Source organism: Acinetobacter sp. V89_7 (genome assembly GCF_029967895.1).
Lineage (GTDB): Bacteria > Pseudomonadota > Gammaproteobacteria > Pseudomonadales > Moraxellaceae > Acinetobacter > Acinetobacter soli.
Window position 1 is genome coordinate 109,745 of record NZ_JASCAJ010000034.1, and the last position, 21,210, is coordinate 130,954.

Consider the following 21,210-nt stretch of genomic DNA (forward strand, 5'->3'; position numbering starts at 1 on the left):
TGCACTACAGCGTGAATTGCTTATTTTATAAGGGCATGCCAGATAAAACAGGGCAAAAGATGACACAATGCAGATTTCTTGGCAAGCCATCTGCTCTGAGCCTGCCCTGTTACGCTGCCATTTCAGAAATGAAGCGGAAGATACAACCCATTAAAATTCTTCATAACTTGCCGGGTCTTGGTCGCGTAATCGACCATCTGTACGGGTCAAGGCATCAATTTGCTGCATCTGTTCGGAACTTAATTCAAAATCAAAAATGGCTAAATTGGCACACTGGTTTGTATCACTCGTGGCTTTAGGAATCGGAATCACGCCGTGTTGAAGATGCCAGCGCAACACCACCTGTACCACTGAGCGATTGAGCTGCTGTGCAATCTGCTTTAATTGGACATGCTCAAGAATTGTATTTGCTCGTCCGAGCGGACTCCACGCCATGGTCACAATATTGTGCGACTGATCGTAGGCACGCTGTTCGGCCTGATTAAAATAAGGATGCATCTCGACCTGATTAATCACTGGCACCACACCGGTTTCTCGACGCAAAATTTCCAGATGCTTGGGAAGAAAATTACTCACGCCGATCGAGCGCACATATCCACGTTGCTGCGCCTCAATCAGGGCCTGCCATGCTTCGATATATAAACCCTGCGCCGGATTAGGCCAATGAATCATATACAGATCCAGATAATCCAGTTGCATGCGATACAACGACTCCTGAATGGTTTCCAGTGCGTTAGGATAAGCATGATGACGCCCTGGTAGTTTAGAGCTGATTTGCACCTCATGACGTGGCAGACCCGACTGCCGTAGCGCTTGACCTACAGCGCCTTCATTTTCATAGTTAAATGCCGAATCGAGAAAACGATAACCGTGCGTCAAGGCGCGCAGCATGGTATCGACGCCTGCGCTCCCCTTTAGGGTATAGGTACCAAATCCGAGTACGGGCAAGGTATTGCCGTCGTGCAGCTGAATCAAAGGAATATTCTGGGTCATGTTCTACTCATTAGGTTCAAGGTGTTCGATCCATCAGGATCATGTCACGCTTTATGTTTATGGATACCACAGAGCCATGCTAAAACGAAAACCGGTTCAGAACGGATTAAATTGTATTAAAAATGCTATTTCAATCACCACTTCAGCAGATCTTTCTATAATGAATGAAGGCAGTTAGCCCTCTCACTTCGCACGAGTACGCCACCATGAATCAGATTCACCAGACGGCACAACAAGGATTCAGTCACGCTGCACAACTGTATCAGCATGCGCGCCCGAACTATCCAGAAGCAGTGGTGAACTGGCTCAAGCAAGACTTGGCGCTTGATCCGCAGTCCAGCGTGATTGATCTGGGTGCGGGTACAGGAAAATTTCTTCCCTACCTCAAACAAGTCACCTCAGCAATTTATGCTGTAGAGCCAATACGCGAGATGTTGCAACAGCTTCAGGCTGCACATCCTGATGTCATCGCGATTCAGGCACACAGCACAGCCATTCCACTTGCATCTGAAAGCATTGATGCGATTGTGTGTGCACAATCTTTTCATTGGTTTGCCAATATCGAAACCCTCAATGAAATGCATCAGCTGCTTCGTCCTGAAGGACATTTGGGCTTGATATGGAATCAGCGCGATGAGCATGTGCCTTGGGTAAAAGCCATTGCAGATATTTTGGCACCCTTAGAAGGCGATACACCGCGCTATCACAGTGGCGAATGGAAAAAAGTATTTGAGTATCAGCAATTATTTCAGCTTGAACGCGCGCATGTGTTTCCACATTCGCACTGTGGAAGCGTCGAGCAGGTGGTGAGCCAGCGCTTACTCTCAACCAGTTTTATTGCGGCCATGCCCGAGGCTGAGCAACTGGCGTTGAAAGCTGAATTTGAAGCCGTGATCTTTGCCTTCACAGGAAAACGACCTTCCGACCAAATTACCTTTCCTTATGTAACCTATGTTTATGACTTTAAAAAAATTTAAAAAAATGGTGATGAAAATGAAAACCCGTACGTATGTGTATGCACTGATTGTTGCCGCAAGTGGCTCGCTGTTACTCACTGCCTGCAATAAAACGCCCGACAGCACCGAGAAACCCGCAGCCAGCGCACAGCAGCAGGATGTGATGAAGCAGCTTCAAACACCACCACCAAAAAGCTTTGACAATACCCCGCAAGATGCGCAGGATATTGCCGCGCTAGATGATTTTGAACAACGCTTTAATGCAATGAACAGCGACATGGAAGCAGAACTGATCAAGTTGCAAAAAAGCGGAGATTTAACGCCTGAGTTTGAACGCAACCGAAAAGCCGATACCGTAAATTCTGCGCTGCAAATGCTCAAAGCACTGGATTTAAAGACCGAACAAGGCCGCTATATTCAGGGACTGTTTTACCAGTATTGGGATATTCAAGCCAAAGCCTATAGTACTGCCGAGACCTCCGCTGCCAGCAGTACCGCACATAGCGCCCCCATGACCCAAGGTTTAGGGCATTATTTGCAGGCACAAGAGCAACTTCGACACTGGAAAGAGATGCTCAAAACAAAATCTTAATCCTTAAAAAAACGGCCTTATAGGCCGTTTTTTTGATCAGAATAAAGTATCTCGATATGTTCAATTCAAATGCTTTAATCTCAAGCTAAATATTTTGACGTTCGATCCATTGAATTGAACTCACGCGAAAGACTTCACAGGCACCATCACCCACCCCGCCTGGCGCTAACGATGATGTCCAGACCAGATTGTTGTCTTTTACCTCAACCAAGTCGCCTTTGAGTCGAACTAAATCACCACGTTTAACCTGCGTAATTTGTTTGGCGATTGTTGGATTGGCAGGAATGATGTGCATGTTCGACACCATTTTTAAGGCCTGCTCGGGCGGCACGGGTACGGTGCGCATACTCCAGTTTAAATAGCGGTCATACTGATTGATCTTGATTTGCGATGCAATATTCGGATGTGCAAACAAGCCCCAGCTCACAGCATAGTCTATGGGTGAAAACTTGGCCTGTTCATCATGAAAATACTGCTTTGAACCTAAAATCCGAAAATCACCGTAAAACGGTTTTAGTACAGAAATGGCCTGCCCTTTTGCTTCGGGCTGAAGGCCACGGGCAATATTGTATTCGATAGAATTTGATGCGCTGGCCTGCCCAAGCCACAACGCAGCACACAAGCTGATCAGTAAGCGTTTGCGCATAGAGAACCTCGACGGGAATACAATGAAATCATGTGGATATATTGATTATACTATGCTCAAACCCATGGAAAAATTAGCATCATTTAGTAACCGTCTATGTAAAATACGTAGTCGTATTTAAACCTCATCAAAATCAATCCGTATCGTTTCAAAACGCACCCGTCCTTGACGAATCGCTTCTGCAATCGCCTGCTGTCCTTTGGTCAGGCGTGCGCCTCCGCTTTTGATATCGACTAAAATCACCTCGATATCATCGGCATGTCCTTCGCCATCTCTAAAATCGGTATAGCCATCAAAAATAAGATAATCGACAGGATCGCCAATAAATTTCGCATCGCTCGGTAAATAACGGAATTCTGGCAAAATCGGCGCAAATTGCTCGGCCATTTTGCCTTTCAGGACCGCTCGGCTGGTATTGACACTGCGCTTTTGTGCTGCAATCAGCGCTTGCTGATGCTCAAGTTCAAGCTCGGCAATATACTGCTCGTACTCGGCTTTAATCCGTCCGTTACGACTGTTTGAAAGAATCAAGGTGGTCACTACCACCCCGATACACACCCCGATCAGCATTGCCATCCAGATGGACATAAGAATTCCTGTTTTGAAATGTGAGCCACACTTTAAATAAGCGCAACACTTTTGTCATGTCTGCGCATATTCCCGAAAAAAGATGCTAATCTAAATCAGAAATTTAAGCATTTATATCTGGCATGAAAACGATACTTATAGCAAATCAAAAAGGCGGCTGTGGCAAAACCATAACAGCAATCACACTTGCCTCTGCACTGGCACAAAAAGGTTATCGCGTTGCACTGGCCGATGCCGACAATCAGAAATCGGCACGGCAATGGTTAAAACAACGGCCAAGTCATGTTGCAGGCATTCAAAGTCTGGACTGGCGTCATGAAAAATCGATTGGTGAAGTGCCCAAAGGAATCGAGTATTTAATTATTGATGCACCGGGCGCGCTTTCAGATGATCAGGCACAGCATCTGATCAGTGAATCACATGCCATCGTCACTCCGCTACAACCCTCTTTTTTTGATATTGATAGCACCAAGCGCTTTTTAAAAGATATCCACGATATCAAGCGGATTCGTAAGGGCAAGGTCGAAATTTTATTGCTGGCCAATCGCATGAAAGCCAACAGCTCAAGCAGTAAAGATATTCAACAGTTTTTTGACAAGATTGAGCAAGCGCCGATTGCATCGATCAATGAACGCAGTGCCTACGGTCAGCTCGCCATGCAGGGTCTAAGTATTTTTGATAAAACTCAGAAGAATTTTATTGAGTTGCAAAAACAGTGGCAACCGCTTCTAGATGCACTGATTGAAGATAAGAGCAAATGGTTCTAAAAACAATGTTCTTAACAGATAAAATAGCGTTATTTTTGGCTACGTAATAAAACCAACTGTTTATTTGCCAGTCAGTTATTTTCAGTTAATATGATTTGGCCTCGCCCATCATGATTTAGAGAGTTCTGTGCAACAATACGCGCCAACCCTGCAACGTGCTTTATTATTCGGTTTGTTGATTATCCTGCTGCTTTTGGGTTTTCACATTCTGAAATATTTTATTGTTCCTGTGGTATGGGCAGCGATTATTGCGTATATGACGTGGCCGCTATACAAGCGGATTCAACGTTTTTTTGGTGAAAATCGCCCGAATCTGACCGCCACCATCATGATCAGCATTATCATTTTAGTGATTGGAGTTCCGCTTACCTTTGCGGTGTTTATTTTACAGCATGAAGGGCGCAATCTGTTTATTGAGTTACAGCAGCAAATTTTTTCTGGGCATCTGGACGCACCAAATTTTGTCCGTGACCTACCGATTGTAGGTAAGGAAATTGTACGTATTCTCAATGAAATCAACACCAATCCGAGCAATATTACCCAAAACGTGACCCTTTGGCTGCAAAGCCATATGGGCTATGGGCGCTTTGTATTAAGTGAAATCAGTAAAAATCTGGTCAAACTGTGCTTTGCTTTGCTGTCGTTGTACTTCTTCTACCGTGATGGTCAAACGATTTTATCGCAAGTGAGTAAAGCCCTCGAAATGGTGATTGGCCCTCGAATTCATCATTATTTAGATACAATTTCTGAAACCACACGTGCGGTGGTGTATGGGGTGGGTTTAACTGCTGTGGCACAGGCTATTCTGGCCGGGCTGAGCTACTTTGTCGCAGGCGTCCCTAACCCGATGGTACTGACCCTAGTCACTTTCTTGCTGGCGTTGATTCCATTTGGTACACCGCTGGCTTATAGCGCGGTGGCCTTATGGCTATTTTCTCAAGGCCAGATGGTCGGTGCGATTGGGGTCATGCTCTGGGGAGTTTGTATTGTCAGCACCTCCGACAATGTAATTCGCCCACTGGTCATTTCTGGCGCGACGCAAATTCCATTTTTGCTGATTATGTTTGGTGTATTGGGTGGAATTGCCAGCTTTGGACTGGTCGGCCTCTTTATTGGCCCGGTCATTTTGGCAGTTCTTTTGGCGATCTGGCGCGAATGGCTGCATGAAAATATCGAACCGGAACCAATGCCTAAAACCACAATGATTTACGACAATCTGGACGACCCAAAACTCTAACGCCTCCTTATGTTAGTGTGGATAACAATCAAGTTATCCACATGATGGGGCACAAAAACCATTTACATTGCTCATTAAACTCCCGCATATCTGTGAAAAAACTGCTACACAAGCGTCTATTTGGTCATCAAAGCACTACCTTGATTTACATCTGACGGACATAAACTGAACGCGATTTACAAAACGAACTGTCATAGTTTTGAATCAGTCACTTTTATTTTTGTGCATTTTATAAACGTCAGAGGAATAAAATATGAAAATTGCATTAATTGGTGCAACAGGTATGGCGGGTTCTCGAATTTTAGAAGAGTTGGTGTCACGCGGTCACTATGTTAAGGCAATTGCTCGAGATATTCATAAAGTTGCAGAAACAGAACGCGTTATGGCGGTTGCATTAGATTTAAATGATCACGATGCTTTGGTCGATGCGTTGAAAGGCCAAGATGCAGTGATCAGTTCAGTGCGTTTTCATGGCCTCGATGCCAATGCATTGCTCAAAGCCATTTACGAATCGAAAGTGAAACGTTATATCGTGGTGGGCGGCGCAGGTAGCTTACATGTTCCGCATCAGAATGTTCGATTAATCGATACAGAAGAATTTCCAGAGGCGTATCGTCCCGAAGCTGAGGCAGCAGGACATTTTCTGGATAAATTAAAACAGATTGACGATCTGGACTGGACCTATATTTCGCCATCTGCCGAATTCGGCCCGGGTAAACGTACCGGCGAGTTCCGTTTGGGTAAAGATGAACTGCTGGTTGCCGATGATGTCAGTAAAATTTCAACCGAGGACTTTGCCGTTGCATTGGCCGATGAACTTGAACAGCGCAACCACGTTCAGGAACGCTTTACCGTAGGTTATTAATTTCAGTTTCTGATTTTCAGTCGCTGTTGATGACTGCATTCTTGTTCGCAGTTTGAAAGAGGAGCCTTCAAATGGCTCCTTTTTTACATGAGTGTGCTAGTAGCGATGATACGGTAAACGGATTGACAGCCTGTGTAAAAAAGCCCAATCTACAAACATAAAAAACTTAACAACTATAACATTTATGCGCAGTCGCTTTGAATTTTTGTCGTCTTATCAAATTAATGCAACGCTGGTGTATTGCGTCCAGATTTTTATTGTTTTGCTCGGGACCACCTTGGGGCTTCGAAGCTTAGGTCTACATGAACTGATCATTCCAGTGACGCTGGGTGCAATTGCAACCGCCCTCACCGATTTTGATGACCGCTTGACTATTCGTTTACGCAATTTAATGTATGTGTCGGTACTATTTTTTGTGGTCAGTACCATACTTGAGTTACTGGCGCCCTATCCCGCTTTTTTTATTGTGTACCTGTCGTTATCGAGTGGCTTTTTAATTTTGCTGGGTTCACTTGGTCAACGTTATGCGACCATTTCATTTGGTACTGTGCTGCTGTCTGTTTATACCCTTTTTGGATTAGGAGAATACACACACTGGTATCAGCAACCTCTGTATTTTGTTTATGGTGTGCTTTGGTACGGCCTGACCTCTGTGCTGTTTTTTATGATCAAGCCTACACTTGCCGTGCAAGACAATCTGGCTCAGATTTTTCAAAATTTATCGCAAGTACTCACCTTAAAGTCACGCTTATTTGATCCCGATAATCTCGACAATGTTGAGCAGTTGCTGTTTGAACTTTCACTCGAAAACAGCAAAACCGTGCAAAGTCTGAACAGTGCCAAAAGTTCATTACTCAGCCGTTTAAAGGCATCGCGGGTCAATAAAAACAGTATGCAATGGTTACATTTGTACTTTGTCGCACAAGACATCCATGAACAGGTCAGCGCCAACTATTTGCATTATGAGCAAATTCAGCGCAATTTTAGCCGCAGCGATCTGATTTTTCGGATTCAAAAAAATATTCGCTTGCAAGCACAGGCCTGCGAACAATTAAGCCAATGCATTCTGAGTCGCCAACCCTATCAGCCCAGACCGGAAATCAAACAGTCATTGCTGCAACTAGAGCTGTCGATGCAAGACTGGATTGCCGAAAACCCGCACAACATCGAGGTGAAAAATCTCAAATTAATTTTAAAGAATTTACATAATCTGGATGATCAACTGAGTAACCTCGATGATCTTCAAGCCACCTATCCACAGCGGATGCAACATCATATCGATAACCTGAACTTACTGGATGACGATATTCATGGCATACGGGATTTATGGCTTAAGTTTCGCCAGCATCTGACGCCTCAATCGGCCTTATTTCGTCATGCCACACGTATCGCCTTTGTGTTTGCTGCCGGTTCGCTCATCTCGCTGCTGCCTTTTGCGCAAAATGGCTACTGGATTTTACTGACCGGACTGTTTGTGTGTCAGGTGACTTATTTTGCGACCAAAAGTCGCTTACGGTTGCGTACGCTTGGCACCCTGCTCGGCGTTATATTTGGTTTGCCCATCCTGTATTTTGTTCCCAGCGTTGATGGGCAACTCATGATCACCGTGATCTGCGGGGTGTTTTTCTTTTATCTCAGACAAAAAAAGTACGCGCTGGCCACCAGTATGGCCACGCTTATGGTATTGCTGATTTTTAATTTAAAAGGTGCAGGCTACGCGATTATTTTACCGCGTGTGATCGATACCTTACTCGGTTGTGCAGTGGCTTGGTTTGCGGTCAGTTTCATCTGGCCTGACTGGAATTTTCGCAATATTTCCAACAATATTCGTAACAGTAGCCAAGCTTGTGTGGCGTATTTTTCTTCTGTGATTGAGCAATATCAAACGGGCCGCAATAATAGCATGGCGTACCGGATTGCTCGGCGCTTGGCACACAACAGCCAAATTGAACTCTCGACCATGATTTCGAGTCTTAGTGCAGAGCCACACCCGAACCCCGAATTAATTCATTCGGCTTTTCGCTACTTGGTTTATAGCCACAGTCAGTTAAGCTACATTTCGGCTTTGGGGAGTCATCGGGAAAAGATGGAGGATCCAGAGATTTTGGCACTCATGCAAAAATGTCAGCAGATGCTGCATGCCGTTTTACAGCAACACCAGCGATTGCCTCAGGGTCAAATCGAACAACAATTGCGTGAAATTGAGCGTTTGGCACAAAGCAACTCAGGCGCCGATAACCTGATGCTGGTACTCAAACAGATCAGTTTGATTTTGGAGACCCTTCCCGAGCTGATCAACTTACGTACGCAACTGTTGCAGCAAGAGATTCGTTAAAGCTTAAGTTAGAATTGATCATTAGCTTGGCGGATACGCATTTGTTGCAGCAGTACCTTACGCGGAAAGCCAAACCATAATGCAATTAAAAACACCGAAGATAAACTAAATGCCATGATATGAAACTCGACATAAAGCGCGCGTACCAGTTCAATAATCAGGAAAAAACTAAACATCAACAACATGGATACCGCTGCGGCCACTGTGCCTTTGGCCACAGGTGAAGACATCAATGCAAAGCGGTAAATCACCGAAAAGCTGAGACCTTCACCAAAACTGATCAAAGTCATTCCGAGTAATAAACATGGTATGAGATATTGCTGCCAGATCGCTCCAACCATAAGCACCAAAGTACCCAATAGCATGATCGGCAGCCCGATTAAAATGGTGCGACCTAAAGTCAACCTATCGATGATTTTAATTAAAACAATATTGCCCGCAATCAGCCCCAGAAAAATCGGAAACTGAGCCAAACCATACTGCACACTACTCAGTTTTAGCTCATCCACCAGCATCACCGGGGATAACGCAATCCAGAGCATCAATGGCATCGCCACCAGTGGGAGTGCCAGCGTGAGGCCTAAAAAGGTGCTATCGCTGTAAATGCGTTTAAAATCATCAAATAAATATATAAATGGCTGACGGGTTACACTTTGCTGCTGGCTCGGCATTTTGGCTTTCAGCCCAAACCAGCTTAAAAAAGCTAAGGCAGCAATGGCCACAAATCCCCAGTGCCAAGAAACATAATCAATTAAAAAAGCGCCCAGTACCGGGCCAAGCAATGGTGCTAATAACGAGATATTGGCCATCAGTGCCATCACCTTAATGGCATCCCGCTCTTCGAAATTTTCCTGAACAGCCGCATAACCCACAGCAGAAATTACAGTTAAACCAATGCCTTGTAAAAAGCGTAACGCCAAAAACTGGGCCATATTGTGTGTGAGTAAAATCAGCAAACAACACACTGCAAAGAACAAGACGCCAGCCAGCAAAACACGCTTACGCCCCAAACGATCCGACAATGGCCCCAGCAGCCAAGCCACGCAGGCACCGCCAAGAACATAAAACGACATCGACGACGGCGCCCATGTGGCACTGACACCAAAGTCTTGCGTAATGGCCAACATCGCTGGCTGAATCAGATCGTTGCCGATATAGACCGCAAACTCAAACAGCACCAAGGCCAGCGGAAACATCAACGTTGCACGATTTAGGGAAGTAGTGTGTTTCTTTTGCATGATGCTCAACGTATCTCACATGCTCATTATCGAGCATAGGTATTTTTGAAAAAATAAAGCCCCTGATGACGAGCACCAAGTATTAAAAAATTGATATGAATCACGAGCTGAACTGCTCAATAAAATTCACCCTGCATACAAGGTGAGAATAAAGCCAAGATCATTATGCTGCGTGTGCGTTTTGAAGCACGATTTGCATAATGCCTGATCTGTATTTCAATGTGATGATCTTAGCATTTTTGACTTAAATCGTCGATGCGAGAATTGTTGACGGTCTGCTAAGGCCACTTAAAACAGCTGATTTGTTTTAGCTTGAAATCACGCAATTACAGGCTAAATGTTCTTTTAATCCGATTGAAATTGAAGTGTAAAAATTTCAGTTCGACTGTGTAAATAGATATTTTCATGATTTTTAATCAATAATCTTTTTCTCATTCCAGCATTTTTCAGCAACATTATGCGCTTTATACTGTCTTCAATTTTTACAATTTCTACCCAATCCTATGAGCAAAATTTTACTGATTAATGGTGCAAAAACCTTTGCACATTCCAAAGGTGAACTGAATGACACCCTGACCGAATTCGCCACAGACGTATTGAATGAACTGGGGCATCAGGTACAGGTTACGCGTGCAGACAGTAAATACAATGCAGATACAGAGGTTGAAAAATATCTCTGGGCGGATATGGTGATTTATCAAATGCCCGGCTGGTGGATGGGTGCACCGTGGACAGTTAAAAAGTATATCGATGATGTCTTTACCGCAGGCCATGGCAGTTTGTATGCCAGCGATGGCCGTAGCCGCTCAGATCGTACGAAGACTTACGGATCAGGTGGCCTGATTCAAGGCAAACAGTATATGTTGTCCTTAACGTGGAATGCCCCACTCGATGCATTTGAAGATCCAGATCAGTTCTTTCATGGTGTAGGGGTCGATGGTGTGTATCTCCCTTTTCATAAAGCCAACCAGTTTTTAGGTATGACGGCACTACCAACCTTTATTGCCAACGACGTGATTAAGCAGCCAGAAATCGAGGCCTATAAAACGGCGTATCGTCGACACCTTGAAACCGTGTTTGCATCGACTGCTCTATCATTTGAGCAGCACGATCAGGAGCAGCATGCATGATTACCGTGATTGCCGAAATTAAAACCCACGCAGGTGCCGAGCATCGTGAAGCCGTGCTGGCTGCTCTACACAGTATTCGCACTGAAGTGCTTGCAGAAGATGGCTGCCATGGTTACCAGCCGATGATTGATCATGCGTCTGAGGTCAGTTTTCAACGTCACGATGCACAGTCAATCGTCATGCTTGAACATTGGGAAAGCGTTGCACATTTAGAGGCACATTTACAGACTGCACACATGCAAGCTTATCAAGCGCGTGTAAAAGCACACGTGATCGAGGTTGATATTCGTATTCTGGATCATGCGTGCTAAGGCTTTAGGCCGATGTAACAGGCCCTGCATTGGGCCTTGTTTTAATTTTGGTCTTTGAGCAACTGCTCAATCTGCTGTTCTAGCTCGTGGTACGATTGACCATACATCGGCAAGCGTGGCTGCGCCGTTTTGCCATCCCACTGCAACACATACCCATCTTTGGATTTACGTTTGAGTTTACGTCCAATCCCCAGCGACACCGAAAACAGATTGACAAAGCTACGCGCACCAACGCCCACAAATGGCTCAAAGATTAACTTTGGCTGATCGGCCGCTTCTCGACCCTCCCATTTTTGCATGATGGAGTCTTCATGCATCATCAGGGCTTTACTTTTAGGGTATGGCTCAACAAAAACGACCTTTTCAATACCGGCAGAAATAATATGTTTGGCACAGTTATGACACGGAAAAGTCGTTACAAACAATGTCGCCCCTTGCGTTGAAATGTTGCTTCGACTACAGCTGAGCAAGGCATCCATTTCAGCATGGACCACCCGCCCATATTCGGTAATTTTTTTGATTTTACTTTCTTTTAAGATTTGCTGAATTTGAAGTTTTAATGGCGCTGTTCGTTCTTGCTCTACCGATTGATCAATCACCTCAGCCAGTTGCTGAAACAGGTCATCGATAATTTTATTTTTTTCAATGGTATTGGCATCGAAACCACGCATAAAATCACGGCCCGATTCGAGATCGCGTACCTCGCCTGTCTCATCATCTAGATACGGCCAGTACGTACCGCCTTGAAATTTCGGTACATCATTCGATCCCACTGCCAAAATCGTATTGTTACGCGCAATGACTGCCCCAACCTGTCGCGACAGATCGGCTGAACGTACACTGGCCGTAAACGACATATAGGTCGCAAACTCGTTAAAGGTTGGCGTGATGTACGGGTCTGCAAACAGAATTCTTAAAAAGCGCAAACATGATGCCCGTAGCTCCAGCTCAGGTTGACGTGATTGTTCAGGATTATACTTATCGAGCTTTAAAAAATAATCGGCCAAGTGAAACGCTTCACTGGTGTGCTGACCATAAGCATTGGCTTCGCCTTCGTCGCGCTCAATCAAGATGCGGGCGCTTTCCGGGCTAATGCCATAATGTTGAATCAATGAACTGTGACGCGCCGTTTTTGATTCATATAACGACAGCTGAAAAAAACCATTGGTGTAGATTTGTCTGAGCGCCTGAATTTCGGCTTCATGCTTTAACGAATCGATGATATAGGCTACACGGCGCTGGCTTGCATCTTGGTCTGGATGTTGTGCCTGCCATGCTTGACGGTGCTTGGCAATCAGACGTGCAATCTGAAGGGCCAAAAAGTCGGTATCGTGGTCATGGCGTAGCTGATTGCCGACATCCATATAACGATAAATCCGTTCAAATGCATTCAGTGGATGTGCTGGCTCGTCGACATGCTGCGCCAGAATATCTTTGGATACCGTAATAATCTCGACGTCGTAAGCAAATTCGGTTTCTAGCAGATCGGTGAGTGTAGCGGTCAGGATGTTCAGGCTACTTCCCACCGCCCCGACTAACCCGATAATCAGTTCATTGCTTACTTTTTGTATTTGCTCTAGCAACCGCATTCTCCAGCAAACAGATTGACAGACTTGATTAGTGTAACGTGTTTAGATCAAAAAAGATCGCATGCGGCACATTGGTCCGCTGCGATCTGAATGAAATCATACTTGGTAATCAACAAGCGGTTATTTCGCGCTCGTCTGATGCTGAAACTGCGGTGAACGTGGGCCATAAAGTAGCCCTATTCCCGGATTTGCAGGCGTTGGTGTAAGCATTTGATAATTGACTGCGCTGGCAATTGGGTAAGCACGGTCATTTAAGCTACTGGCAATCTGTTCGACCAATGCACCGACCAGAGCACCAATCAAACCGCCATTGCCGTTATTGCTCGACTGCGCAATTCGCTTGCTGCCACTCCAGAGCACATCTCCGGTTTTCAGATCGATCAATTTGGCATCGGCGGCCACTGTGGTCACACTCTGTAGCACCTGATAGCTCGATCCGTATTCCTTCACACGGATATACAACCCGGCATCGGCCCCAAAAATCTCCTGCAACTTCTGCGGAGCAATCGATTGTGCATCGCTGCCATTGGTGACTCCGTTTTCTTTAAACATGCTGTCGACAACAGCCAGCGGGAATACATAGTAACCCGCTTCTGCAACCGGCACGGTTACACTCGACCAATAGCTGTAGGTCGCTTTGACATCGGGTGAATCATTAACCGGTGGCAAAACCAGAATGGATTTAGGCATATGCTGCTGATAGGCCGTGGTGTCTTTTTGCAATGCAGTCGAACTGGCACACCCTGTCATCAGTGCGGTTGCGGCAAGGCCAAACGACATTAAAAGTGATTTCATGAGCGTACCTGACCCGTACTTGCCGTAAGTTTTTTCGAAAGACGATCCATCAAAATGCTCGATTCAGGATACACCTGCTTCTCAAGCTGAAAATACTCGCCTGCTTTTTGGCTGTTGCCTTGCTGGAGGTACATCAGCCCAAGATGTGCATATAGTCCTGGCGGAACAGCCAGACCTTTGCCCTTCGCTTTTTCAATATCGGCTTCAAGCTTGATAATTTGCGCGGCCGGCGTGGCTTTTTGCGGCGCACTGTACATCAGGTACGACTGCTCAGGATAACTTCCCCAGCTATACAACGATTTGGGTGCAGAAACACAACCTGTAAACAGCACACTTAAGCTGCTCAATAGAATTAGTTTTTTCATTTGCGGTGGCTCGGCTATTACTGCATCGACCAACGATTCGACTGGATATCGGTCACCAAATGATTAACAGCTTCGCGTACAGCCAAATCCAGAACCTTGCCATTTAAGGTTGAGTCATATGAAGCGGTAGAGCCAAAGCCCAACACCTCACGGGCACTCAGCGCATATTCACCAGCGCCTTGTACCGAATGCACTACTTCAGAGGTGCGTACATCCACCACATTTAAATTGACTTTGGCATAGGCAATCTGCTCTTTACCACGGCCCAAAATACCAAATAACTGCTGATCGCCGACTTCCTTGCGCCCAAATTCAGAGACATCACCAGTAATAACATAACGCGCACCCTTGATGGCTTGTGTGCCGTTACTAAAGCCTACTTCTTGTTTGAGTTCAGACAAATTATCGCGATTTAAAACCGAGAAATAGCCCGATTGCTGCAAATGGGTTTCCAAAATGGTTTTGGCTTGTCCGCCTAAACGATCGACGTTGTCTGAAAAAATCCCGCGCATGTAGCTTGAGCGGTTATCAAATTTACCAATCGAAACTGGTGTTTTTACCCCTGCGTATCGTACTTGAGCTGTTGCAGCAGTAACCTGCGGGCTCTGAATTGTTTTAGATGTTTCTGTTGTTGAACATGCGCTAATAAGAGCAGATGCTGCCAGCACACTGAGAATCAATACATTTTTCATTGTTTAATTAAAGATATGGTTTTAAAGAGAACACATAGTATAAAAAAATTTAACGCGGCTTAATATCTTTAGATTGGACTTATTTTAGTGCGTGATTGGTCGAATAAATACATGTGGGTATAGCGCCATCCATCGGGCATAGATGAATCTAGACCCACATACAATAGAATTAATCACACTTTGCCGTTTGAAAACCACGATGTGATTTAGCGCGTGCGCACTGGTAACTCAGTTGTTTATTTTGCAATTGCCATGCATTGTCGAGGCGCTTAAACATATATTCGGTACGCATCGCACGGACTGAATCGTCTAGCAAGCCGGTTTGAATCACGGTAATACGTGACACAGTCGGCGACTCGGCGCGGTTAAATACCTGCTCTATCGAGGTATTTTGATAATCTTCGGCAATTTCAGGTTGCGCATGGAGTACCTGTTGCATTGGCGTTTGGCCTGCTTTGTCCTTTAACGGCATCAATTTACTGGTGGTGGCACAGCCGGTCATGAGTCCCACACATAAACCTGAAATCGCAGCTAATCGTAACATCGTCATCCAATACATCTTGAAAATAAAAAAGCGTAGCATCAAGATGCTACGCCCTAAAGGATTACAATGTGGTAACTATGTAGTCACACAGCGTGATTCTGCTTATAAATCAAAGAGTTTACCTGGATTCATAATGCCTTTTGGATCAAATACTTTTTTCAGTGCTTTCATGTATTCGATTTCTTCAGCAGAACGTGAGTACTCCAGATACGGCTTTTTGGTCATGCCCACACCATGCTCGGCAGAAATCGAGCCATCGTATTTTTTAACCGTATCAAATACGTACTTATTGACCACCTGACATTTTGCAAAAAATTCGTCTTTGCTTAAGTTTTCAGGTTTTAAAATATTCAAATGCAGGTTGCCGTCACCGATGTGACCAAACCAGCAGATCTCAAAGTCCGGATAGTTTTCTTGTACAATGGCATCAATTTCACGGATAAACGCCGGTACATGAGTAATCAACACCGAGATATCGTTTTTATACGGAATAAACGGCGCAATCGATTCTGAAATATCCTCACGCAAACGCCATAGGTTGGCTGCCTGATCCAGTGTCTGGCTCATTACACCATCGTATACCCAGCCTTGTTCCATGCAGTGTTCAAAAATTTCCATCGCCTTGTCCATGATAGGCTCATACGGCGCTTCAAATTCAAGCAACACATAAAATGGGCATTGGGTTTCAAACGGGCGTTGAACATGTCCGTGATCGAGCACTTTTTGCATGGCCAATTCGCCAAAGAACTCAAATGCAGTCAGGTCAATTTCTTTTTGAAATGCATGTAAAACTGGCATGACCGCATCAAAATCTGGTACGCCCAGTACCATCACCTGTAAGTTGTGCGGTTGACGCTCGAGTTTGATTTCCGCTTCTGTGATCAGGCCTAAGGTGCCTTCACCACCAATAAACAAATGCTGTAAGGCATAGCCCGTCGCATTTTTGATCATGCCTTTATTCAGACGTAAAACATCACCCTTACCGGTGACCACGGTTAAACCGAGCACCCAGTTACGGGTCATGCCGTATTTAATTACTTTAATACCACCGGCATTGGTGCCAATATTACCGCCAATCTGACTTGAACCCGCAGAGGCAAAATCGACCGGATAATACATGCCTTGTTCTTCGGCATAGTTTTGCAACTGTTCGGTCACCACACCTGCCTGCACAAGCACCATACGGTCTGCAGGATAAAACTCAAGGATCTGGTTCATTTTGTCCATGCTGATGACAATTTCACCGTTGGCTGCCACAGCACCTGCTGAAAGTCCGGTACGTCCGCCAGATGGCGTAATCGCAACATTAAAGCGGTTGGCAAGCTGAACCACAGCTTGAACTTCTTCCGTAGTGGATGGAAATACGATGATGGATGGATTCGGATCAAAATGCTTTGTATAGTCCCGCCCCCAATTTTCAAGGCTATCGGCATCTGTTTTAATGCGGTTTTCACCGACAATTGCCGTTAATTGGGTGAGTAACTCAGGTGTTAAAGCGACTGGAGCGTTCATCGTTTGCAGACCTAGCAAGAAGTAACAGGTGGGAAGAGACCATCGCATCACGGCACAAGCGCAATACGGGCAAGGCCTCTTAAGCATCTCAAGTCTGAGAGCCAAGCAGTCTATTTATTTTACATGTAAGCGCCGAGCGGATAAAGCGTATACGCACGCATAATGCATATTCGCTTTTAAAACTTGTAAGAAAACACGAATAAATCTATAAAACGCACCGCTTCGGGGCATGATGGCGCGGCATTTCCCCTGCAAATACACGCTTTCCGATGACAAGTCGGTATATAAGAAATGAACAACTTGCATGACTCTGTGATATGATACCGCGACTAAATTTGGCCTTTGTAGCGGAGCCGTAATGAGCCAACATCTATCACTACCTAAAGACAAAATTCGTTTCTTGTTGTTAGAAGGCGTTCATCAAAACGCCGTCGACACGCTTCATGCAGCGGGTTATACCAATATCGATTATCGTAAAACAGCACTGGATGGCGATGCGTTAAAAGACGCCATTAAAGATGCTCACTTTATTGGTATTCGTTCCCGTACTCAATTAACCGAAGATGTCTTTGCAGCTGCGAACAAGCTCATCGCAGTGGGTTGTTTCTGTATCGGAACCAATCAGGTAGATTTAAAAGCAGCAATGGCACGTGGTATTCCTGTATTTAACGCGCCTTATTCCAATACCCGTTCAGTGGCTGAACTGGTGCTTGCGGAATTAATCCTTCTTTTGCGTCGTGTCCCTGAAAAGTCGGCAGTCTGTCACCGCGGTGGTTGGGACAAATCTGCAGTGGGTTCGTATGAAACACGCGGCAAAACATTAGGTATTGTTGGTTATGGCTCCATCGGTTCTCAGCTTTCAGTATTGGCTGAAAGTCTGGGTATGCACGTGATTTATTACGATGCAGTAACCAAACTTCCAATGGGGAACGCGCGTCAAGTCGGTTCACTCGACGAACTTCTGGCCACTGCGGATGTAGTGACCTTACATGTTCCTGATGTACCGTCTACACGTAACTTCTTCAAGAAAGAACAGTTTGCCAAAATGAAAGAAGGCGCAATCTTCTTAAATGCGGCACGTGGTACATGTGTGATCATCGAAGATTTAGCCGATGCGCTAAAATCTGGTCACCTTGCGGGTGCAGCTGTTGACGTATTCCCGAAAGAGCCAAAAGCAAACGGTGAAGAATTCGTATCTGCCTTGCGTGGTCTAGATAACGTCATCTTAACACCGCACGTGGGTGGTTCAACCATGGAAGCGCAAGCGAACATCGGACTTGAAGTATCTGAAAAGTTTGTTGCGTATTCAGACAAAGGTATGACGCTTTCTGCGGTGAACTTCCCAGAAATCGCATTGCCACTGACTGAAGGCAAACATCGTTTATTACATATCCATAAAAACGTGCCGGGTGTGTTGTCTAAAATCAATAACCTGTTTGCAGAGCAAAATGTCAATATTTCAGGCCAAAGCCTGATGACCAAGGGTGACATTGGCTATCTCATTATGGATGTCGATGCATCGGCGTCTCAAGAAGCCCTAGACATGCTCAATCAGGTTGAAGGCACAATTCGCGTTCGCGTCTTGTTCTAAACCTGTATGTTTTGAAAAGCCACAGCACAGCCTGTGGCTTTTTTATGTGTAGATCGATTATGATCGGCAAAAATATACCAAACATTAAAAATGTCTTTATCTGATTCCAAATCTCATCTACACGCACTCTTGGTCCTCTTGATTGCGATGATTAGTGTGCAAAGTAGTGGCTCGTTGGCCAAAATGCTGTTTGCACAGTATCCAGCACTGACCGTTTCTGCAATGCGTTTATGCTTCGGGGCGCTTATTTTATCGGTTATTTTTAAAGCATGGACCATCAACTGGGGGCAAATTCGCTGGCGTGCAATTATCAGTTATGGCATAGCACTGGCCGGAATGAATGCGCTGTTTTATTTGTCACTCCAGCGCCTACCACTCGGTATTGCGGTGGCTTTTGAGTTTATTGGACCATTAAGCGTGGCCCTGTTTTACGCACGGCAAAGATACGATCTGCTCTGGGTGGGGTGTGCCATTCTGGGCCTGATTTTGCTGTTTCCTTTTGGTCAAGCACAGCATGGCTTAGACAGCTTGGGCATTGTACTGGCACTCGCGGCTGGCGCCTGCTGGGCGTTATATATTATTGCAGGCCAAAAACCTTCAGGTGTTTCGGGAAATCATACTGTATTTTTGGGAATGATGGTTGGCGCACTGATTTTATTGCCCTTTGCCTTGCTCAGCGGAAATATTGGTCAGGTGTTTGAGTTTCCAAATCTTTTTCTATTTATTATTCTGGCCATCTTGGCCAGCGCTTTACCCTTTTCACTGGAAATGCTGGCCTTGAAGCGTTTAACGCCATTAAGCTTTGGAACTTTAATGAGCCTCGAACCTGCGGTTGCCGCATTTTCGGGATTTATTTTTCTGGGTGAAATACTGCTTTGGAATCAGTGGTTGGCCTTGGCGACCATCATTACAGCGTCGGTCGGTTGCACCCTCACCACTCAACGTGCCCGAAAAATGCAGGATTAAATCATTTAAACTGGATCTCTTTATGCCCAATTCAACGCTGATCGCCGTGATTGCAATGCTGCTATCCATGACGTGTTATCAAATCAGTGCCTCATTTGCCAAACAGCTGATTGCCGTACTCGATCCTTTGAGTGTGACCATTTTGCGTTTATGTTTCGCATCGATTCTGGTGTTTATCATGTTTCGCTCATGGAAAATCTTGCGTAAGCTGCCAGTACTCGCTTGGCGCGATTTACTGTGTTATAGCGCAGCACTGGCCTTAATGAACGTTTTGTTTTATATGTCGCTTGGCAAATTGCCGCAAGGTATTGCGGTGGGGCTTGAGTTTATTGGGCCACTGGGTTTAGCTTTGCTGTCGATCCAGCAGCGTAGTGATTCGATCTGGGTTTTGTTTGCAATTTTAGGGATTGCCCTGATGGTGCCTTGGCAAGATGCAGCACAGGCCAATTTTTCATTGTTAGGTGCGGTGTTTGCTTTGAGTGCGGGACTGTGCTGGGCATTTTATATTTATTTTGGTCATAAAGTGGTTCGGCAAAATATTGGCATGCACGCCTTAACCATTGCCATTACCCTCTCTGCCGTAGTGCTACTTCCCGTGGGGCTTATACATCAGCCACAGCATCTGCTTCAGCCAGCATTTTGGCCTAAAGCACTGTTAATTGCAGTACTGGCAACCGTCATTCCCTATGCTTTAGATCTGTTTGCCCTCCAGCGCTTAACCAAGCTCAGCTATGGCACTTTATCGAGCCTGTCACCGGCACTGGCAGCACTGGCTGGACTGATCTTGTTACATGAGCAAATTACCGCATTGCAGTGGCTGGCATTGGGCTGTGTCATTTTGGCCTCGATTGGCGTAACCTTTAAAAAGAAAGTCGATCTTGCTATCTAAATAACGCAAGATCGCACAGTTACAGACCAAGTAGACAGGTTACACAGACGCTGTTTTTTTGTACTTAGCATACTCGTTCAAATATTGCTTGCCCAGTTTCTCTTTTTCAGCATCGTCGAGAATTTTACCGGCCTGCTGAAAAAACTTGTGTTCTTCTTCTTTTAAATGATGATGTACTTTGTCCGCCAGTTTTTTCGCCGTTGCAATCCAGCTTGGACTGCTCATATCGGTTTGTTCTAACTCCTCGACCATTTCATCCATTTCGTGGTGCTCGGCCAGAGCATGGCGTGTAATATCCAGACCGGTATCGTTAAACATTAGTGGAATATACAAATAGCGGTCTTCTGCCACCGAGTGTGCATACAGTTCATTTTTCAGTGCATCAAACAGTTGTTGGCGCTCATCGCTATCCCCACTGGTTTGAACCAGTTGTTCAGACAAGTGACGCTGTTGGTCGTGGCTTTCACGTAAGGCTTCAAAAATATTCATGTCATATTTCCTATTCTGGCTATTTATAATTTTGGCTAAACAAGAAAAAAAAGAGCAACCTGCGCATCAAGTTGCTCTTAGAGTGTATGTCGAATTTTGAAACTAAATTGAATACTTCGT

The 21,210-nt window shown here is 45.1% G+C and carries 22 protein-coding genes; 11 read left to right on the top strand and 11 right to left on the bottom strand.

What is annotated here, in order from left to right; all coding sequences use genetic code 11:
• Nucleotides 1-150 precede the first annotated feature (150 nt).
• On the bottom strand, nucleotides 151-993 hold the full coding sequence (locus tag QLG00_RS15110) for an aldo/keto reductase (RefSeq protein WP_282471319.1): 843 nt from the start codon (nucleotides 991-993) through the stop codon (nucleotides 151-153).
• Between the two features lie 206 nt (nucleotides 994-1,199).
• Here QLG00_RS15110 and QLG00_RS15115 point away from each other — a divergent pair, with 206 nt between their 5' ends.
• A complete protein-coding gene (locus QLG00_RS15115) occupies nucleotides 1,200-1,970 on the top strand; it encodes a class I SAM-dependent methyltransferase (RefSeq protein WP_282471320.1) in 771 nt (256 codons plus the stop codon).
• 16 nt (nucleotides 1,971-1,986) lie between these two features.
• Entirely contained in the window at nucleotides 1,987-2,541 is a 555-nt protein-coding gene (locus tag QLG00_RS15120; RefSeq protein WP_228127966.1) for a hypothetical protein, read from the top strand.
• Between the two features lie 85 nt (nucleotides 2,542-2,626).
• Here the strand turns inward: QLG00_RS15120 and QLG00_RS15125 are convergent, their stop codons facing one another.
• Both QLG00_RS15125 and QLG00_RS15130 read right to left on the bottom strand, forming a co-directional pair.
• Nucleotides 2,627-3,187 carry a hypothetical protein gene (locus QLG00_RS15125; RefSeq protein ID WP_004934380.1) on the bottom strand — a complete coding sequence of 187 codons (561 nt, stop codon included), beginning with the start codon at nucleotides 3,185-3,187 and terminating at the stop codon, nucleotides 2,627-2,629.
• Nucleotides 3,188-3,304: 117 nt separating this feature from the next.
• On the bottom strand, nucleotides 3,305-3,775 hold the full coding sequence (locus tag QLG00_RS15130) for a Holliday junction resolvase-like protein (protein WP_004934378.1): 471 nt from the start codon (nucleotides 3,773-3,775) through the stop codon (nucleotides 3,305-3,307).
• A 122-nt stretch (nucleotides 3,776-3,897) separates the two neighbouring features.
• Here QLG00_RS15130 and QLG00_RS15135 point away from each other — a divergent pair, with 122 nt between their 5' ends.
• The 4 genes from QLG00_RS15135 to yccS all read left to right on the top strand — a co-directional run bounded on the left by QLG00_RS15135 (nucleotide 3,898) and on the right by yccS (nucleotide 8,979).
• Nucleotides 3,898-4,542 carry a ParA family protein gene (locus tag QLG00_RS15135; protein WP_004934375.1) on the top strand — a complete coding sequence of 215 codons (645 nt, stop codon included), beginning with the start codon at nucleotides 3,898-3,900 and terminating at the stop codon, nucleotides 4,540-4,542.
• A 127-nt stretch (nucleotides 4,543-4,669) separates the two neighbouring features.
• On the top strand, nucleotides 4,670-5,779 hold the full coding sequence (locus tag QLG00_RS15140) for an AI-2E family transporter (protein WP_282471321.1): 1,110 nt from the start codon (nucleotides 4,670-4,672) through the stop codon (nucleotides 5,777-5,779).
• 253 nt (nucleotides 5,780-6,032) lie between these two features.
• Nucleotides 6,033-6,644 (top strand): NAD(P)-dependent oxidoreductase, encoded by a 612-nt coding sequence (locus QLG00_RS15145; RefSeq protein WP_004934372.1) that lies wholly within the window; start codon nucleotides 6,033-6,035, stop codon nucleotides 6,642-6,644.
• Between the two features lie 184 nt (nucleotides 6,645-6,828).
• A complete protein-coding gene (gene yccS / locus QLG00_RS15150) occupies nucleotides 6,829-8,979 on the top strand; it encodes a YccS family putative transporter (RefSeq protein WP_282471322.1) in 2,151 nt (716 codons plus the stop codon).
• 8 nt (nucleotides 8,980-8,987) lie between these two features.
• On the opposite strand, the gene QLG00_RS15155 is transcribed toward yccS, so the two are convergent.
• Nucleotides 8,988-10,217, bottom strand: coding sequence for an MFS transporter (locus QLG00_RS15155; protein ID WP_055414886.1), 1,230 nt, complete (start codon nucleotides 10,215-10,217; stop codon nucleotides 8,988-8,990).
• Nucleotides 10,218-10,720: 503 nt separating this feature from the next.
• Here QLG00_RS15155 and QLG00_RS15160 point away from each other — a divergent pair.
• Together QLG00_RS15160 and QLG00_RS15165 are read left to right on the top strand one after the other, a co-directional pair.
• Nucleotides 10,721-11,347: an NAD(P)H-dependent oxidoreductase gene (locus QLG00_RS15160; RefSeq protein WP_282471323.1), complete on the top strand. Its 627-nt coding sequence runs from the start codon at nucleotides 10,721-10,723 to the stop codon at nucleotides 11,345-11,347.
• The gene (locus QLG00_RS15165) at nucleotides 11,344-11,658 is read left to right on the top strand and encodes a putative quinol monooxygenase (RefSeq protein WP_053469631.1); all 315 of its coding nucleotides are present in this window, start codon (nucleotides 11,344-11,346) and stop codon (nucleotides 11,656-11,658) included. The genes QLG00_RS15160 and QLG00_RS15165 overlap by 4 nt, the downstream gene beginning before the upstream one ends.
• 41 nt (nucleotides 11,659-11,699) lie before the next feature.
• Here QLG00_RS15165 and QLG00_RS15170 read toward each other — a convergent pair whose 3' ends face one another.
• The 6 genes from QLG00_RS15170 to QLG00_RS15195 form a co-directional block, all read right to left on the bottom strand.
• On the bottom strand, nucleotides 11,700-13,247 hold the full coding sequence (locus tag QLG00_RS15170) for an anti-phage dCTP deaminase (protein WP_048764459.1): 1,548 nt from the start codon (nucleotides 13,245-13,247) through the stop codon (nucleotides 11,700-11,702).
• A gap of 120 nt (nucleotides 13,248-13,367) precedes the next feature.
• Nucleotides 13,368-14,042, bottom strand: a complete 675-nt coding sequence (locus QLG00_RS15175; RefSeq protein ID WP_282471324.1) for a DUF799 domain-containing protein — start codon at nucleotides 14,040-14,042, stop codon at nucleotides 13,368-13,370.
• On the bottom strand, nucleotides 14,039-14,407 hold the full coding sequence (locus tag QLG00_RS15180; RefSeq protein ID WP_004934356.1) for a DUF4810 domain-containing protein: 369 nt from the start codon (nucleotides 14,405-14,407) through the stop codon (nucleotides 14,039-14,041). Before QLG00_RS15180 ends, QLG00_RS15175 begins: the two co-directional genes overlap by 4 nt.
• 17 nt (nucleotides 14,408-14,424) lie before the next feature.
• Nucleotides 14,425-15,099, bottom strand: coding sequence for a CsgG/HfaB family protein (locus tag QLG00_RS15185; protein ID WP_119689998.1), 675 nt, complete (start codon nucleotides 15,097-15,099; stop codon nucleotides 14,425-14,427).
• A 169-nt stretch (nucleotides 15,100-15,268) separates the two neighbouring features.
• On the bottom strand, nucleotides 15,269-15,643 hold the full coding sequence (locus tag QLG00_RS15190; RefSeq protein WP_282471334.1) for a hypothetical protein: 375 nt from the start codon (nucleotides 15,641-15,643) through the stop codon (nucleotides 15,269-15,271).
• Between the two features lie 102 nt (nucleotides 15,644-15,745).
• Nucleotides 15,746-17,155, bottom strand: coding sequence for an FAD-binding oxidoreductase (locus QLG00_RS15195; RefSeq protein WP_282471325.1), 1,410 nt, complete (start codon nucleotides 17,153-17,155; stop codon nucleotides 15,746-15,748).
• Between the two features lie 358 nt (nucleotides 17,156-17,513).
• Here QLG00_RS15195 and serA point away from each other — a divergent pair, with 358 nt between their 5' ends.
• From serA to QLG00_RS15210, 3 genes are all read left to right on the top strand, one after another.
• On the top strand, nucleotides 17,514-18,746 hold the full coding sequence (serA, locus tag QLG00_RS15200; protein ID WP_004934348.1) for a phosphoglycerate dehydrogenase: 1,233 nt from the start codon (nucleotides 17,514-17,516) through the stop codon (nucleotides 18,744-18,746).
• A 90-nt stretch (nucleotides 18,747-18,836) separates the two neighbouring features.
• Nucleotides 18,837-19,712: an EamA family transporter gene (locus QLG00_RS15205; protein ID WP_208476769.1), complete on the top strand. Its 876-nt coding sequence runs from the start codon at nucleotides 18,837-18,839 to the stop codon at nucleotides 19,710-19,712.
• 22 nt (nucleotides 19,713-19,734) lie between these two features.
• Nucleotides 19,735-20,601, top strand: coding sequence for an EamA family transporter (locus QLG00_RS15210; protein ID WP_149930031.1), 867 nt, complete (start codon nucleotides 19,735-19,737; stop codon nucleotides 20,599-20,601).
• Nucleotides 20,602-20,640: 39 nt separating this feature from the next.
• On the opposite strand, the gene QLG00_RS15215 is transcribed toward QLG00_RS15210, so the two are convergent.
• Nucleotides 20,641-21,090, bottom strand: coding sequence for a hemerythrin domain-containing protein (locus tag QLG00_RS15215; protein ID WP_004934341.1), 450 nt, complete (start codon nucleotides 21,088-21,090; stop codon nucleotides 20,641-20,643).
• Nucleotides 21,091-21,210 lie beyond the last annotated feature (120 nt).

What these genes read in the sequence shown, in the direction of transcription:
- QLG00_RS15110 (WP_282471319.1), bottom strand. Translation starts at nt 993, where the DNA reads ATGACCCAGAATATTCCTTTGATTCAGCTGCACGACGGCAATACCTTG.
- QLG00_RS15115 (WP_282471320.1), top strand. Translation starts at nt 1,200, where the DNA reads ATGAATCAGATTCACCAGACGGCACAACAAGGATTCAGTCACGCTGCA.
- QLG00_RS15120 (WP_228127966.1), top strand. Translation starts at nt 1,987, where the DNA reads ATGAAAACCCGTACGTATGTGTATGCACTGATTGTTGCCGCAAGTGGC.
- QLG00_RS15125 (WP_004934380.1), bottom strand. Translation starts at nt 3,187, where the DNA reads ATGCGCAAACGCTTACTGATCAGCTTGTGTGCTGCGTTGTGGCTTGGG.
- QLG00_RS15130 (WP_004934378.1), bottom strand. Translation starts at nt 3,775, where the DNA reads ATGTCCATCTGGATGGCAATGCTGATCGGGGTGTGTATCGGGGTGGTA.
- QLG00_RS15135 (WP_004934375.1), top strand. Translation starts at nt 3,898, where the DNA reads ATGAAAACGATACTTATAGCAAATCAAAAAGGCGGCTGTGGCAAAACC.
- QLG00_RS15145 (WP_004934372.1), top strand. Translation starts at nt 6,033, where the DNA reads ATGAAAATTGCATTAATTGGTGCAACAGGTATGGCGGGTTCTCGAATT.
- yccS (WP_282471322.1), top strand. Translation starts at nt 6,829, where the DNA reads ATGCGCAGTCGCTTTGAATTTTTGTCGTCTTATCAAATTAATGCAACG.
- QLG00_RS15155 (WP_055414886.1), bottom strand. Translation starts at nt 10,217, where the DNA reads ATGCAAAAGAAACACACTACTTCCCTAAATCGTGCAACGTTGATGTTT.
- QLG00_RS15160 (WP_282471323.1), top strand. Translation starts at nt 10,721, where the DNA reads ATGAGCAAAATTTTACTGATTAATGGTGCAAAAACCTTTGCACATTCC.
- QLG00_RS15165 (WP_053469631.1), top strand. Translation starts at nt 11,344, where the DNA reads ATGATTACCGTGATTGCCGAAATTAAAACCCACGCAGGTGCCGAGCAT.
- QLG00_RS15170 (WP_048764459.1), bottom strand. Translation starts at nt 13,247, where the DNA reads ATGCGGTTGCTAGAGCAAATACAAAAAGTAAGCAATGAACTGATTATC.
- QLG00_RS15175 (WP_282471324.1), bottom strand. Translation starts at nt 14,042, where the DNA reads ATGAAATCACTTTTAATGTCGTTTGGCCTTGCCGCAACCGCACTGATG.
- QLG00_RS15180 (WP_004934356.1), bottom strand. Translation starts at nt 14,407, where the DNA reads ATGAAAAAACTAATTCTATTGAGCAGCTTAAGTGTGCTGTTTACAGGT.
- QLG00_RS15185 (WP_119689998.1), bottom strand. Translation starts at nt 15,099, where the DNA reads ATGAAAAATGTATTGATTCTCAGTGTGCTGGCAGCATCTGCTCTTATT.
- QLG00_RS15190 (WP_282471334.1), bottom strand. Translation starts at nt 15,643, where the DNA reads ATGTTACGATTAGCTGCGATTTCAGGTTTATGTGTGGGACTCATGACC.
- QLG00_RS15195 (WP_282471325.1), bottom strand. Translation starts at nt 17,155, where the DNA reads ATGAACGCTCCAGTCGCTTTAACACCTGAGTTACTCACCCAATTAACG.
- serA (WP_004934348.1), top strand. Translation starts at nt 17,514, where the DNA reads ATGAGCCAACATCTATCACTACCTAAAGACAAAATTCGTTTCTTGTTG.
- QLG00_RS15205 (WP_208476769.1), top strand. Translation starts at nt 18,837, where the DNA reads ATGTCTTTATCTGATTCCAAATCTCATCTACACGCACTCTTGGTCCTC.
- QLG00_RS15210 (WP_149930031.1), top strand. Translation starts at nt 19,735, where the DNA reads ATGCCCAATTCAACGCTGATCGCCGTGATTGCAATGCTGCTATCCATG.
- QLG00_RS15215 (WP_004934341.1), bottom strand. Translation starts at nt 21,090, where the DNA reads ATGAATATTTTTGAAGCCTTACGTGAAAGCCACGACCAACAGCGTCAC.